The 14,238-nt window shown below is 51.3% G+C and carries 15 protein-coding genes; 9 read left to right on the plus strand and 6 right to left on the minus strand.

The annotated features are described in order from the left end of the window. Window positions 1–1,054 (plus strand): hypothetical protein (locus tag PLD04_10185; GenBank protein HXK68701.1); only part of this gene is annotated, 1,054 nt, incomplete at its 5' end. Here the strand turns inward: PLD04_10185 and PLD04_10190 are convergent. The 5 genes from PLD04_10190 to PLD04_10210 form a co-directional block, all read right to left on the minus strand. Continuing rightward, window positions 1,047–2,042 carry a glycosyltransferase gene (locus PLD04_10190; GenBank protein HXK68702.1) on the minus strand — a complete coding sequence of 332 codons (996 nt, stop codon included), beginning with the start codon at window positions 2,040–2,042 and terminating at the stop codon, window positions 1,047–1,049. The genes PLD04_10185 and PLD04_10190 overlap by 8 nt on opposite strands. After that, window positions 2,039–2,437 (minus strand): (deoxy)nucleoside triphosphate pyrophosphohydrolase, encoded by a 399-nt coding sequence (locus PLD04_10195; protein ID HXK68703.1) that lies wholly within the window; start codon window positions 2,435–2,437, stop codon window positions 2,039–2,041. The genes PLD04_10190 and PLD04_10195 overlap by 4 nt, the downstream gene beginning before the upstream one ends. Then, window positions 2,434–3,348, minus strand: coding sequence for a proline dehydrogenase family protein (locus PLD04_10200; protein HXK68704.1), 915 nt, complete (start codon window positions 3,346–3,348; stop codon window positions 2,434–2,436). Before PLD04_10200 ends, PLD04_10195 begins: the two co-directional genes overlap by 4 nt. Window positions 3,349–3,426: 78 nt before the next feature. After that, on the minus strand, window positions 3,427–3,798 hold the full coding sequence (gene queD / locus PLD04_10205) for a 6-carboxytetrahydropterin synthase QueD (protein HXK68705.1): 372 nt from the start codon (window positions 3,796–3,798) through the stop codon (window positions 3,427–3,429). After that, window positions 3,798–4,388 (minus strand): hypothetical protein, encoded by a 591-nt coding sequence (locus PLD04_10210; protein HXK68706.1) that lies wholly within the window; start codon window positions 4,386–4,388, stop codon window positions 3,798–3,800. The genes queD and PLD04_10210 overlap by 1 nt, the downstream gene beginning before the upstream one ends. Before the next feature lie 91 nt (window positions 4,389–4,479). Here PLD04_10210 and PLD04_10215 point away from each other — a divergent pair, with 91 nt between their 5' ends. Genes PLD04_10215 through PLD04_10250 form a run of 8 tightly spaced genes read left to right on the plus strand, consistent with a single transcriptional unit; the run spans window position 4,480 to window position 13,393 of the window. Continuing rightward, the gene (locus PLD04_10215; protein ID HXK68707.1) at window positions 4,480–5,496 is read left to right on the plus strand and encodes a DUF1573 domain-containing protein; all 1,017 of its coding nucleotides are present in this window, start codon (window positions 4,480–4,482) and stop codon (window positions 5,494–5,496) included. Further along, a complete protein-coding gene (locus tag PLD04_10220; GenBank protein HXK68708.1) occupies window positions 5,497–6,927 on the plus strand; it encodes a hypothetical protein in 1,431 nt (476 codons plus the stop codon). A 1-nt stretch (window position 6,928) separates the two neighbouring features. Continuing rightward, a complete protein-coding gene (locus PLD04_10225; GenBank protein ID HXK68709.1) occupies window positions 6,929–7,951 on the plus strand; it encodes a rod shape-determining protein in 1,023 nt (340 codons plus the stop codon). Then, window positions 7,938–8,726, plus strand: coding sequence for a rod shape-determining protein MreC (gene mreC / locus PLD04_10230; protein HXK68710.1), 789 nt, complete (start codon window positions 7,938–7,940; stop codon window positions 8,724–8,726). Before PLD04_10225 ends, mreC begins: the two co-directional genes overlap by 14 nt. Continuing rightward, complete coding sequence (locus tag PLD04_10235) at window positions 8,723–9,169, plus strand: hypothetical protein (GenBank protein ID HXK68711.1); 447 nt, start codon at window positions 8,723–8,725, stop codon at window positions 9,167–9,169. The genes mreC and PLD04_10235 overlap by 4 nt, the downstream gene beginning before the upstream one ends. Window positions 9,170–9,174: 5 nt before the next feature. After that, the gene (gene mrdA / locus PLD04_10240; protein HXK68712.1) at window positions 9,175–10,869 is read left to right on the plus strand and encodes a penicillin-binding protein 2; all 1,695 of its coding nucleotides are present in this window, start codon (window positions 9,175–9,177) and stop codon (window positions 10,867–10,869) included. Beyond that, window positions 10,866–11,912, plus strand: coding sequence for an FtsW/RodA/SpoVE family cell cycle protein (locus PLD04_10245; protein ID HXK68713.1), 1,047 nt, complete (start codon window positions 10,866–10,868; stop codon window positions 11,910–11,912). The genes mrdA and PLD04_10245 overlap by 4 nt, the downstream gene beginning before the upstream one ends. Then, window positions 11,909–13,393, plus strand: a complete 1,485-nt coding sequence (locus PLD04_10250; protein HXK68714.1) for an Rne/Rng family ribonuclease — start codon at window positions 11,909–11,911, stop codon at window positions 13,391–13,393. The genes PLD04_10245 and PLD04_10250 overlap by 4 nt, the downstream gene beginning before the upstream one ends. 1 nt (window position 13,394) lies before the next feature. Here PLD04_10250 and PLD04_10255 read toward each other — a convergent pair whose 3' ends face one another. Then, window positions 13,395–14,237: a methyltransferase domain-containing protein gene (locus tag PLD04_10255; GenBank protein ID HXK68715.1), complete on the minus strand. Its 843-nt coding sequence runs from the start codon at window positions 14,235–14,237 to the stop codon at window positions 13,395–13,397. Between the last annotated feature and the right edge of the window lies 1 nt (window position 14,238).

The raw sequence follows: 14,238 nt of genomic DNA on the forward strand, positions 1-14,238 counted from the left end.
CTATAATTACCAGTGGGATAAGGTCGATCGTAGACTTTTTCAGCAGACCCTAAATACCGGATTGATTATCCTGGCTTATTTTTTCTTACTTCTTGCCACGAAAAAGATATTCTCCAGGGAAAACAGATTTCTTCACCGGGAAATAAACATGTGGATCATGCCTGTCATCTATTTCTTCTCAGCAGGGATGATGATGTCAGCGCAGTGGTTCCCGACCATGTTCGATATCCTGGTCCTTTTGTTCATTTTGTTGGCCTACCTGTTGATGATAAAGGGAAAGGGGGCATCAGCGGGTTTTATGCTTGGTATTGCCTGGTTTTCCAAAGAAATTGCCCTTCTGGGTATTATCTTACCCTTCTTTCTTTATGCTACGCATCGGATACAAAAGAAGACGATGGTAGCTTCTCTAAGCGGTTTTGTTGTCCTGGGAGGAACATACTGGCTTATCCGAACGTTCCTTGTCCCGCTGGGATCATCTTCGGACCTTCATGGATTCCAGTTCCAGTACGCAGTCCAATCCATCCTTACCTTTCTTGAATCGTTCTGGTTCCAGAGTTTATTGCGTCCGGGCCCAACGGTAACAGGCATTCTTCTATTTCTCTATTCGATCTTTTCCTTGAAAACGTGGCGTGTGCGGGGCATATTTCTCTTCATGATCTTTCTTTGCATTCTCTCTTATTGGGGAATGCTCGGATACAACGGATCACTGTTGATTACACCGGAGCAATTCAGCGGAAGGTTTTTTATTGTCCCCTTCGTCCTTGCCCTGATTCTGTTTTCTCTCCATGGAAGAAAGTGGGCTCTGGTACCTCTATGTGTGGCGATCCTTTACAGTGGAATGGCAGCAAATAAAAAATATCAGGAATTTCAGCGCGCCTATGCGAGGATCTATATAGAGGCATCGACTTCGAACGATCTCTTCTGTGTTCATTTTCCCATGAAACCTCTGGATGATCCCTCCAGGAACCTGAAAATCGGTGATTACCCCTCTTGTCCCCGTTATCTCGATCCAAAAACCGGGAAGTTGGTCGATCGAAAGGGTGCAATCAAGTAAGAACAGAGAGCCTTTCCATCAGGCGATCCGTGACACGTTCCACCGTCATGGTTTGCAACTGTTCCTGGAGGGGGGCCAGGCTCTCCCGGAAGCAAACCGGGTCTTTGACAATTTCCGTCAACAGGTCACGCAGAGCGTCCGGATCCCGGGCAGGAAACCGTGGCAGGGCGGGATAGGGCTTATAGGAGGGGATGTCACTGACCACCGGGATGCATCCGCAGAGGGCTGCCTCGAGGGGGGGGAGTCCAAATCCTTCCGTGGTGTCGGGTGCGTGTACCATCAGGTGACAGGACCGATAGAGGTTTCCCATTTCGCGATGCGAAAGTCCGCGGAAAAACGTGTCAGTTACCTTCAAATCTCTTTCCTCTTCCGTGATGGGGGTCAGGGATACCCGGAACACCTCGAACGGGAAGTTCCCCTGCCAGTCCGACAGGGTTTTGAGAATAAAGGACACACCTTTGAATTCCGCCTCGAAGTACCCGACTACGGCCATTCGGAGTAGGCGGGCCGGAAGTAGAGGTGTAGGAGAGGGGTGAAAATCCTTGTGATTTAAAAACTGGCCGATCGTATGGGCCTCGATTCCATGTCGGGATCGTATAATCTCCGCAAGATGCGGGGCAACCACCCACCGCTCCATCGGGGTGGAGTAGGCCCGCTCAATCGCCTCTTTCTGGTTTGAGAGAAAGGCCTGGATTCCCTCATACCCCTGGCAGAGGTGCGCCTTCCTCGCAAATTTCCTGCATCGTGAAACAGGATCGATCGTCGTATAGAACGTGGCAATACCGACATCGGCCTCCGGGAACCGTTCCGGGTCAAGGTCGTGAACCTCGAGAAAGGGGATCATATCCATCGGGTACCAGTCCGGCGGTGGGGTCCGGGATACGATCCAGGCCCTGTGGCCGCGTCGGTTCAGCTCTCCCGCCAGGGAGAGGACAATGCGGACCCCGCCGCTGACTTCACAGGACTCAAGAACAAAGGTGAATTTCATGGTCCGGGGTAACGTGTCTTTTCTCCCGTAAGAAAAGAAAGAATCGGTTTGTCTGCGGGAGGCATGGGGAGCGTCCGCAGTTCGGGGATGGGAACCCAGCAGAGTTCTTCGTAATGGAGCGAAGCGGGTTCGCCCCTGAATGTCACCTGGAAGAATAGAATCAATACTTCCTTTTCGGGGTATCGGTAATAAGAAAAGGTAACGGGCTCCGCATCCACAACGTCGATTCCCAGTTCTTCCTTCAGTTCTCGATCCAGGGCTTCCCGGGGTGTTTCGCCCGTATGGATTTTTCCGCCGGGAAATTCCCACAATCCGGCCAGGTGGGAGCCGGGAAGACGACGGCCCAGAAGAATTGTGTCGCCGCGCGAGAGAATGCCGGCGGCTACCAGAATCATGGCCTGATAATGTTTTTCAGCAGAAAGATCAGGTTCGCGGGGCGTTCCGCCAATCTCCTCATAAAGTAGGGATACCACTGGTGCCCGTAGGGCACATAAACCCGCATGCGGTAGCCGTCTTCCACGAGCTTTTTCTGAAGATCTCTTCGGATTCCATAGAGCATCTGAAACTCGAAGGTGTTTACATCGATCTTCTTTTCGCGAACATAGTCAATCGTGGCCTGAATCATCTTTTCGTCGTGAGTGGCAATTCCGTGATAGAGGCCGCTGTCGAGAAGAAGTTTGGTGAGTTTGACAAAGTTTGCGTCGGAATCACTCTTTTTCTGGAAGGCGACCGTCTTTGGCTCCCGGTAAGCACCCTTGCAGAGCCGGACAACCCCGCCCCGGGAAATGATCTGGCGAATGTCCTCTTCACTTCGATAGAGATAGGACTGGATTACGATTCCGACATTGTCGTAGCGGCTTCTAAGGTTGTAGAAGATGTCCAGCGTGCGCTGGGTGCAGTCCGAGCCTTCCATGTCAATGCGCACAAAACTCTTCAGCTCTTTTGCGCGCGCAATGATTCTTTCAATATTGGAAGTACAGAATTCATCCCCCAGGTCAAAACCCATCTGAGTCAATTTGATGGAGACGTTGCCTTCGATTCCCGCTTCCGCCTGGGCATTAAGGATTCGAATGACTTCATCCGCGGCCTCTTTTGCCTCTGCCTCGGTCTCCACGTTTTCACCCAGAAAGTCCATCGTCGCAGTTATTCCATTTTCATTCAGTACCTTGACTGCCGGAATTGCATCCTCAATCGTCAATCCGGCGATAAACCGCTTGGAGGCTCGCTGGGCCAGCTTTGAATGTGTGAAAAACTTCTTCAGGACGTTACTTCGGGAAAGCGCGATAAAAAATGCCCTCAAAATCATGACTTCCTCCTCGATGACCTCGATCGTCTCATTCCTCTCCCTCCTCTTCCCAAGCGTACAGCGGGCGTTTCGTCCGCCTTATGTCCTCATGTAATAGGCGCAGGCTGTTGGAGTTTCCCTGAGCTCCACACGCTCTACCTGAATTCCCGAATGTGTAACTTTTGACTCGATCTGCTCAAAAAAGTATCGGGCCATGTTTTCCGCCGTTGGATTCATATGATCAAAGGGCGGGACCTCGTTAAGAACGGCATGATCGAAGGATCGGACGACAGACTTTAATATTTCATTCAGATCCTTGAAGTCAATCACCATTCCCATGGAATTCAGGGTCTCTGATTTTACTACAACCGTCAAACGGTAATTGTGACCATGCATGTGTTGACATCCGCCCTGGTGGTCCCGGATGGCATGGGCAGAAGAAAAGTCGATTTCTCTGGATACCGCATACATCAGAGCTTGTCCCCGGAGAGTCTGGCCAGCACCTTCTTCAAGAGTTTACGGATATCTTTCAACTCATCCTCAATGGAGGAAAGCCGTTCCTGAAAGTGAGATAATCCCTCCACTTCATTAATAATGTCCGTGAACATGGGATTATCCTCATCAAGGGTTTCATGGGAGGTGAAATAAACCTGCTGCAGCTTGGTGTCGATTGAAGATTGTGGTGCAATAAAGGGGGTAACCGGCCTTTCTGCCGCCTCTTCCAGCTTTGAGATCAGGTTGATGTCGGTAGGATCAACCATGGCGACATAGAGTCGCCCCTGGTCAATTTTGATGGGTACGGCTTCGCACTCCTTTGCAACTTTGTACGGAACCAGGTCTTTGGCCCTGGGGGATACGTCGACATGCATGATGTTGATGCAGGGTATGTCCATCTGCTTGCTTAAGAATGCAGCCAGCACATTTTCATCGATGAATTTAAGATCCACCAGGGTGCTGCCGAACCGTTTTCCAGTGCGCTTCTGGTCTTCCAGCGCAATCTTCATCTGGATTTCATCGATCAGGTTCGACTCCAGAAGCATGTACCCCAGATTCTTCTTCATCGCACCATAGTAATTTGCCCCTCGCGACATTGTCAAGATGGGCCACCTTTAGTATAATGGATTTCACTTCACTTGCAGCGGAGGTATATTCATGCGTCGCACTGCCGTTCTAGCCATACTTGTTCTGATTGCCGCCACCATGCTTTGCGCAGCCGAAAAAGCACCTAAATTGTCGATTGAAAAATCTACCGCTGATTTCGGCGAAGTGATCCGTGGAGAGGTTGTTGAAGCCGATTTCATCATCAGGAATACAGGAACTGAAAACCTTGTCATTTCCGATGCCCGGCCGTCCTGCGGCTGCACGATTGCCAGCTTTGACAAGATCATTGAACCGGGAAAAGAAGGGAAAGTCCACGCCAAACTCGATACGAAGGACTATTCCGGACCTAATTCATGGACGATCACAATTGAGAGCAACGACGCTGAAATTCCTTATATGAAGCTCTATCTGCGGGCCAATGTGAAAACGATTGTCTCTGTTATCCCCAAATCCAGTATCCGGTTTACCAAACTGGAACGTGAACCTATCACGAAAACGGTTACCGTGGTTACGGAACAGGCCGGCAACGACTTTACCATCAGTGATCCCAAACCTGACCAGGACTACATTAAGGTCAAAATTCGGCAGCTTCCTGACAGTGAAAGGGATCCAACCTATCCCAATAAACAGTATGAAGTCCAGGTCGATGTGGGTCCGGAGGCTCCTGTGGGAACGGTTAATGCGACCGTGACCATGAAGACGAATGAACCCAAGGTACCCACGATAACCCTGCGACTGCTTGGTCTGGTTCGGCCCGCGGTCATGGTTTCACCTCCGGTTCTTACATCAGGTCCGACCCCGGCCGGAAAAGATTTTCATCGCAGCGTTCTGGTCATCGATTCCGGGGACACGCCTTCCCTGAAAGTGAAAAGCGTCACTTCCGACCTTCCCTTCCTTTCCTTTGAAATCGAAGAGATGGCACCGAATAAACAGTACCGTATTCACGTTAAGATGCTGGACGATGCACCGTCCGGGCCCTTTAATGGAACGATGACCATTGAGTGCGATTATCCCGACGCGCATTATCGGACAATGACCGTTCCTGTTCGGGGGGAAGTCAAGGGATAGATGGCTAAGAAAAGAAAGCACACTTTCGGCGAGGACCTCGACTGGTACCTTATTCCCATTGAAAAGGTAAAAAAATTTGTCCTTATTATCATTTTACTCGCCGTGGGAGCGCTCGCTGTCTATTTAGGAACAACGTATTTCCAGTCACCGAAAACCAAGGCTAGAATCGCCATCAAAAAATCTCAGGAAATGGCGGACAGAATTTCGCAGCTGACGAATTTTGCTGAGTTGCGAACGGAATATGTCGAGATCCAGACAAACATACAGGAAGCCCAGAATTTCTATAATACAAATCAGTATCCTGAAGCCATGGCGAAATCCAAAGAAGCATCGTCGGCTGCATCGAGGATATTGAACGCGGCCAGAGGGGAGGAGAGAAACCCGGACGCAAAGATCATGCGACTGGAAGGGAAGGTGGAGCTTCAGCGAAGAGGCCAGGGAATCTGGGAGTCGGCGAAACCGCGAGACGATCTCTTTGAAGGGGATTTTGTAAAGACAGGAAAAAATGGCGCAGCAGAAATTACCGTTGGAAATATTGTCCTGAAGCTCGGTTCGGACACGCTCTACGAGGTTACGTCCAAACGGGAGGGAATAGAAGGTGGAAAGCCCAAGATAAGGATGGTAATGGGTGAAATAAATATCTTCACTCAATCCACCGGAGCTGGAGTCGAAACCCCCGCTCTCTTCGCAAACCTGAACCAGCAGACCGTAGCCGAGATTACGACCGACAGCCAGAAGGGAGGGTCGGCGACGATCCTGGGTGGTGAAGGGGGTACGGTTCAAATTGGTGAGGAGACGACCAATATCGGAGAGAGGGAACGTCTCCAGGTCGCGGGAAATCGAGTCGTGAACCGGACCAGGGTTTTGCCATCTCCGCCCATCCTGTCGCCCGCGGATAACCGGTCCTTTAGCAGTACATCGCGTGAAGGGGTTCGCCTTGAGTGGGGCAGGGTAGAAGGGGCTTTGAAGTATCACGTTCAGATCTCCAAAACCCAATTCTTTACAAAGCTTCTGGACTATGGTGATTTTACCCGTACCAAGACCTTCGTTCAATTGAAAATTACGGCGGTCGGGGACTATTACTGGCGTGTGGCGGGTGTCGATGAGAAGGGTCAGGATGGAGTTTACTCCGTTCCGAAAAAATTCCGTCTCGTACCACCTTCCGATCTGGAAGTACGGAGAGCCGAACCTCCCAAAATTGATATTGGTTCGATCGAGGTCATTGCCCGGGTATGTGTGATCAAGGGAATAGTGGAATCCGGGGCTCACGTGGAAATTAACGGGGAAAAAGTCGAAATCAAGCCGGATGGATCCTTTACTCACGTCATTACCTTTAATTCTCTGGGGATGAATGAAATCAGCATCAAGGCATCCAATGCTTCGGGAGGGGAGACGGTCGTGCGAAAACAGGTATTAATCGAGGAATATTGAAATGCTTTCTTTCCTATTCAAGCTCTTTTCGAACGACCTGGCTATTGATCTGGGCACGGCCAATACGCTGGTCTTTGCCAAGGGGAGAGGGATTGTGGTTGAGGAACCCTCCATCGTGGCAAAGAATACAGTCACTAATAAAGTCGAAGCTGTGGGCATCGAGGCCAAGGAAATGCTTGGCCGCACTCCCGGGAATATCATTGCCATCCGTCCCATGAAAGATGGCGTGATCGCCGACTTTGAAGTTACAGAACAGATGCTCCAGTATTTTATTCGAAAAGCCCATGGCCGTTCTTATCTCATGCGGCCCAGAATCGTGATCTCCGTGCCCGCGGAAATCACGCAGGTGGAAAAACGGGCAGTGAAGGATTCTGCCATGAAGGCAGGGGCTTCGGAAGTCTATCTGATTGAGCAGGCTATGGCGGCCGCCATCGGGGCCGGTCTGCCCATTGTGGAACCCTCCGGCAATATGATTGTGGACATTGGTGGAGGAACGACCGACGTGGCCGTGATTTCCCTTGCCGGGATCGTGTACTCACGTTCCGTCCGTATTGCTGGAAACGAAATGGATCAGTCGATCATCCAGTACCTGAAGAAGAAGTACAATCTGCTGATTGGAGAGAGAACAGCGGAACAGGTGAAGATGGAAATAGGGAGCGCCTTCCCCCTGGACAAGCCTCTTACAATGGAAATCAAGGGCCGTGACCTGGTGGAAGGGATTCCCAAGTCAATCCAGGTTACGGATGAGGAGATTCGGGAAGCACTTGCTGAAGTGGTGGGTACCATTGTTGAAACCGTAAAGGTGACCCTGGAACGCACGCCTCCTGAGCTTTCAGCCGATATTATGGACAAGGGTATCATTATCGGTGGAGGGGGTTCTCTTCTTAAAAATCTCGATCAGCGTTTGCGGGAAGAAACGGGCCTCCCTGTCTCGGTTGCAGAAAATCCCCTGGCCTGTGTTGCACTGGGAACCGGTCAGATGCTGGTGGATTTTCAACTCTTGAGACGAATTGCGATTCCGTAAAGCACCTCCAGAATTTCATTTTCTTCTCGCTCTTCTCCTGGGTGTTCTCATCCTTGCCACCCGGGTTCAACGTGAATTTCTTGCCGAGATCTCCCTGAACCTTGTCAGTATTCCCCTGAGAGCTGTTTCGTGGGTAAGTCATTCTTATACTGATTTTCGGAACGAATATCTTCGTGACCGGGAGAGACAACAGATTATTGAAGAACTTCAAAAGGAGAAGATCGATCTCCAAAACCAGGTCAACCTTTTAACTCTTCAGCTTCTTACCGTGCGTTCGGAGCAGGAATTGGTCACCTTCCAGGGAAAGGATCGGGAAGGGATTCTGGTTCGTGTCATCACGAACGGTCCCATGATTACCATCAACCGGGGATCAACCTCGGGAATTCGCAGAAACAGTGTCGTGGTCTCGGGACAGGGCCTTGTGGGGATGGTGGTGCGTCCCGGGCTGATGGTCAGTCAGGTTCTCCCCATCACAAATCCGCTGGCCAGCGTGTCTGTTGTGGACAGCAGGAATGGAGAGCACGGTATTGTGCGCGGGTTGGGAAATGGATATCTCCAGCTTCAATACCTCCCGGCGACATCATCCGTGCTGACGGAGGATCTCCTGATTTCGGACGGTCGGGACGGTATCTTTCCGGAGGGAATGATCGTTGGCCGTGTCCTTTCCGTTCAGCGGGATGAGTTTTCCCTGACTGCGGTCCTTGAACCATCCGTCGTCTATCCCCTGCTTGATGTCATGTTTGTCTTTTCATCCGAAGGAGAAGGGCAGACATGATTGCTCCTCCTCTCTATCTGATAATTCTGGCGCTTTGTGGAAGCCTTGTGCTTTCCGTGGTATGGCCTCAGGGGGCCTGGATCGAACTTCTGGCTCCTGCGATTGTCACAGTAGGACTGACATGCAAGGGTTCCGGCATTATCTATGTCGGTCTTGCCGCAAGTTTTCTCATCGATATTCTCTTTGGAATGCCTGTGGGTTCCATGTGTGCCTTTTATCTTCCCTGTGCCTATCTGGGTGTTCGTGCCGGGTATCAGATGAATATCCGGTCTCGATGGACCGTCATCATTACGTCAGGGATTATTTTCCTGATTTCCCTGGGTATCTGGTTTCTGATCACCGGAACCCTGGCGGGAGATATTGCCTTTCCTTTCGGCCTTCCGAGCCTGGCAGTCGGATCCATACTTGCGGGATTATTGTGGAAACCTTCTCTGACCGTCTGAGGATCATGCAGGTATTTCTGGGGATTGTCTTCGGTCTGCTCCTGGTGCGTTATGGCGAACTGCAGCTGATCCGGGGAAGTGATTATGAGATCCGGGCAGAAAACAATACGACACGGTATGTTCGTATCCAGCCTCAACGAGGTCTGGTCATCGGATCGGATGGGATTACGATAGGATCGAGAATCCTGACTTTTCATCTGGATGTTTATGGTGCCGATCGACAGACGCTGATACATCTTGCAGAGGTCCTGCGGGCTCTCCTTCCCCATCGATCGGAGGAGATTGATCGGAGATCCAGGGAGTGGAATTCTCGATCCCCCTACATCCCGGTCACCCTCCTCCGCAACCTGTCCATCGAGGAACTGGGACTCATCGAATCCAGAAGATTCTATTACCCGCAGTTTTTCATTCAACAGGCACTCTCCCGCCACTACCCTAAGGGAAACCTCTTCTGTCACGCACTTGGATATGTGGGCGATGTGTCACTGTCAGACCTGTCTGAAAACGAATCTTTAACAGCCGGAGATCAGATCGGGAAAACCGGACTGGAGCAGTTTTACGATCGCCAGCTCCGTGGCGAGGCAGGGGAATGGCTGGTGGTTGTTGATGCTACCGAAAAAGAGATCAACCGTTTTCTTCGGACTCCCGATCGAACCGGCGATACTCTTAGAGTTTCCCTTAATGCACGAGTCCAGGAAGAGGCGGCGAAACTCATGGAGGGAAAGACAGGAAGTGTTGTCCTCATGAAGTTGAATGGGGAAATACTGGTTTACCTTTCACTTCCTCAATATGATCCCAATCTCTTCCTGACCGGATTGACTCGAGCTCAATGGAAAGGCCTGATCAATGACCCGGGAAACCCGCTGCTGGATCGCTGTGTTAAGGGTCTCTACCCGCCTGGATCCCTTATCAAACCCTTTCTCGCCGCCAATGCCTTGAGTTCCGGTCGGATTACGCCCCAGCAGACGGTGACGTGTGCGGGCGGCTATCGTCTGGGTGACCATTTCTACCGATGCTGGCAGAGGGGGGGGCATGGGGTGGTGAATCTGGAACTGGCCCTTGAACGTTCCTGTGATACGTATTTTTATGTTCTTGCCAGAAATTCGGGCATCAACACTCTGGCTTCCTGGATGCGATCCTGCGGGTTGGGTACGATCACCGGGATCGATTTTCCTCAGGAATCATCGGGTCTTGTTCCGGATGAAGCCTGGAGCCTTGATGTTCGAAAAATTCCATGGATTCCCGGTGAGACCATTTCCGTAGGCATTGGTCAGGGACCGGTTCTCGTGACACCTCTCCAGATGGCAACGCTCTATGCCGGCCTTGCCAATCAGGGAAATGTGCCCAGACCAAGATTTCTTCCGGACAAGAAGACAGAGTACCGGGACATGAATCTTGATCCGGAGTCCCTGAAAATCGTCCTTAAGGCCCTGAAAGATGTGGTCGAATCACCGAGGGGCACGGCCCATGGTATCTACGGTATCCCCCTGGTAAGCGGAAAAACGGGAACCGCTCAGGTCATGCGGGAAGTTGAGGGACAACCCTATCTGAAAGAACATTCATGGTTCGCCGGGTTTGCACCATCCGATCATCCGGAAGTCGCGGTTTGCGTTATAGTGGAAAACGCCGGCCATGGTTCTGAAGTGGCAGCTCCCATCGCTGCGAGGCTTCTCCGCATGGCATTATCACCACCCTCATGAAACGTCTTGATCTATACCTCCTGATCCCGGCTCTTCTTATCAATGCCATGTCTCTGTGGATTTTTTTTCACGGTTCTCCCCAGCTCTTTACCCGTCAGGCCCTTTTTACCGTGGCAGGCCTGATCCTGATGATCCTCGTGACGAGCGTCCATCATCTTGTTTGGATTCGGATCTCCCATCTCTTCTATGGGCTGAACCTTATCCTGCTTCTCCTTGTCCTGATGGCGGGAAGAGAGATCCATGGAGCCAGATCATGGTTTCATCTCGGGCCGGTTAACCTCCAGCCCTCAGAAGGGCTGAAGATTGTGCTGTGTCTGATCCTGGTCCCTATTCTGATCCGTCGGGAACGATTTCGTTCCTGGATGCCCCTCGCGGTTGTACTGCCCCCTCTTGTCCTGATTATATTTCAACCCGACCTGGGTTCTGCAGCCTCCCTGTCGGCAATTCTTCTAATGGCTTATTTCTTAAGCCCCATGCCCCTTCGGAAGATATTTTATGCCCTGGCCGGGCTTGCCGGAATTGTTCTGCTTTCCTGGTTTTTTCTTCTCAAACCGTATCAGAAGCAGAGAGTCCTGACATTCTTCTTTCCTGAACGGGCCCCTGCCAATTACCGTTATCAGGTGCAGCAATCGCTGATTGCCATCGGATCGGGACGGATAACAGGCAGAGGTTTTGAATCAAGCACCCAGGGACAGCTGCGATTTCTTCCCGCTCAGTACACTGACTTTATCGTTGCGGTCTTTGCCGAACAAAGAGGTTTTATCGGAATCGCTGTTCTTCTCCTGCTCTACTTTTTTATTCTTTTTCGGGGTCTGCTTGTGTCTCTGCAGGCAGGGGAGTCAGAAGGAGCCCTCCTTGTCTGTTTAATTCTTGCATTCTTTATTTTTCATGTCGTTTATAATATTGCCATGGTCGCCGCTATGGTTCCCATCACGGGAATTCCTCTTCCCTTCATGTCGTATGGGGGAAGTTTCCTCGTCACCTGTTATATCGGGCTCGGTCTCATGATGAACGTGTCCGCTCATCGGTTTGGTGCCCAGTGAGGTGCGAACTTTACTTCAATATTACGCCCGGCCTTACCCGGGCGGCCCTGGTGGAGGAGGGAAAGCTCGTGGAGCTCTTTGTCGAGTTTCCAGAGCAGCGGTCCATCGTGGGAAATATCTACAGGGTCTCAGTCCGAAAAATCGTGCCGGGAATTTCCTGCGCTTTTGTCAATATGGGCCACGAGCGGGATGGGTTCCTGTACGTCGATGACGTTGTTGAGGATGCTGATTCCTGGGAAGAGATCTTTAAAACAGACGAGGAGAACCACCGTTCACGATCCCGCCAGTCCATATCAGCTCTTCTCAGAACCGGACAATCCATTGTTGTGCAGGTCATTCGGGACCCCCTGCCCAACAAAGGGCCAAGAGTCACCAGTCAGCTGGCCCTTCCAGGGAAATATATGGTTTTCATTCCTGGCCGATCCTTCGTCGGTGTATCCAAGAAGATCGAGGATCATGATGAGAGAAAGCGGTTAAAGACCATTGCCCAGGAACTGGCGGACTCGATCAACGGAGGGATTATCATCAGAACGGCAGCAGATCGGGTTTCAAGGGAGAACCTTGAGACCGACGCCGCCTATTTGAAGAACCTCTGGCAATCCATCCATGAAAAGAGTTCGCGGGCTCCGGTCCCGTCCCTTCTCCACAAGGAACTTCCATTACCTCTCAAACTGGTCCGGGATATGGCGACCGAAGATCTGGCTCGCATCGTAGTCGATGACCGACTCGCCTTTGAAGAAATCAATACCTTTTTAAAACTCGTTCCATCTCACTCGCCGCCTGAAGTGCGCCTGCACGAAGCTCCTCTTCCGCTCTTTGAGATGCACGATATCGAAAAAGAGATATCGAAAGCCATGAAACCCAAAGTATGGCTTAAACATGGAGGTTATCTCGTAATAAACCAGACGGAAGCCCTTGTGGCTATCGATGTGAATTCAGGTAAATTTATTTCAAGGGGTGACCTGGAAGATACTGCCTATCGAACCAATCTGGAGGCTGTCTCGGAAATTGTGCGGCAGATCCGCCTCCGTAACCTCGGAGGGATTCTTGTCCTGGATCTTATCGATATGGAACGGGAGAATCACCGTAAAGCTGTGTTGGAGAAGCTGGAAGAGGAGTTGATCAAAGACCGTGCGCACTCAAAATTGCTGGCGATCTCCTCTTTCGGCCTTGTGGAAATGACACGAAAACGAACCAAGGAAAATGTCGTTGCACAGCTGACTTCTTCCTGTGAATACTGCTCGGGATCCGGTCGAATTAAAAACCTGACCATGGTCTGCCTGGAACTTTACAATGAAATCAAAAAGGCAGCTGGCCCCATGGTCGACAACGTCATGGTGAAAGCCCACCCTCTTGTGATCGAAACGTTCCGAAATGAATGGCTCCCGAGTTCTAAAGACCCTCTCATCGGGAGACTGAACTTCACATACAAGGAAGATCTCCGTCTCCATATCGAAGAATTTCAGATCGTCGTTACCTGAATCAGAGTTCTTCCCGTTCCTCCATCCCTGACTCCGGATCTGCTTCTGAAACGTCAGGATCTGCACCTTGCATGACGGGGGTGTTGATTTTTCTGGCTCGGGTCAGAAATGCGGTGTGGGTGATATTCCGTTCGGAAGGACGAGTTTTTCCCGGACGGACCAGAATCTTCCGTTCCAGAATTTCCACAGTTTCGATATCGACAAACCCCTCACCCTGAAGCACCGATACGAGACGTTCAGTCTGGTTGTAACTGGGAGACAGGGAGAGCCAGGATGCTCCCCCCTCCAGAACCTGCCAGGCAGCACGGACAAGAGTCCAGGGTTCAGGTACATCGATGAAGCATGTTGTCATTCCTTCCACGGGGAATCCATGGATGGCCGCGTCGAGGAGGTGAAATTCAACCCGGGATGAAAGTCCAGCCCGTTCGACATTTTCTCGCGCCCTCTCCAGATGGTCATCCCTTCGTTCAATCGAGTATACCTTCCCTTCTTCGCCGACCAGTGTAGCCAGGGTGATCGTCATGGATCCCGAACCGCTTCCGCACTCGAGGACCCGACAACCCGAAACCACGTTGGAATGGAGGATCATCCATCCTGCATCCTTCGGGTAGGTTATGGTCGTCGTTCGCCGGACCTTCATTGTCCGCTCCGCTGTGGTGGGGCGTAACACGTGGAAAACTACGCCGGAGCTGCTTGTGAGTGTATCCCCGTACGACAGCGATTCAGGGAGAGAAATCTGCCCCTTCCGGGTTCCAAATGAACCGCCCGGACGATACCGCATAAAATGGTGGTCCCGTTCTCCGTTATGGAGTACGAGTTCGTCACCTTCCTGGAGAAAGGCCACG

It is taken from the genome of Thermoanaerobaculia bacterium (assembly GCA_035593605.1).
Classification (GTDB): domain Bacteria; phylum Acidobacteriota; class Thermoanaerobaculia; order UBA2201; family DAOSWS01; genus DAOSWS01.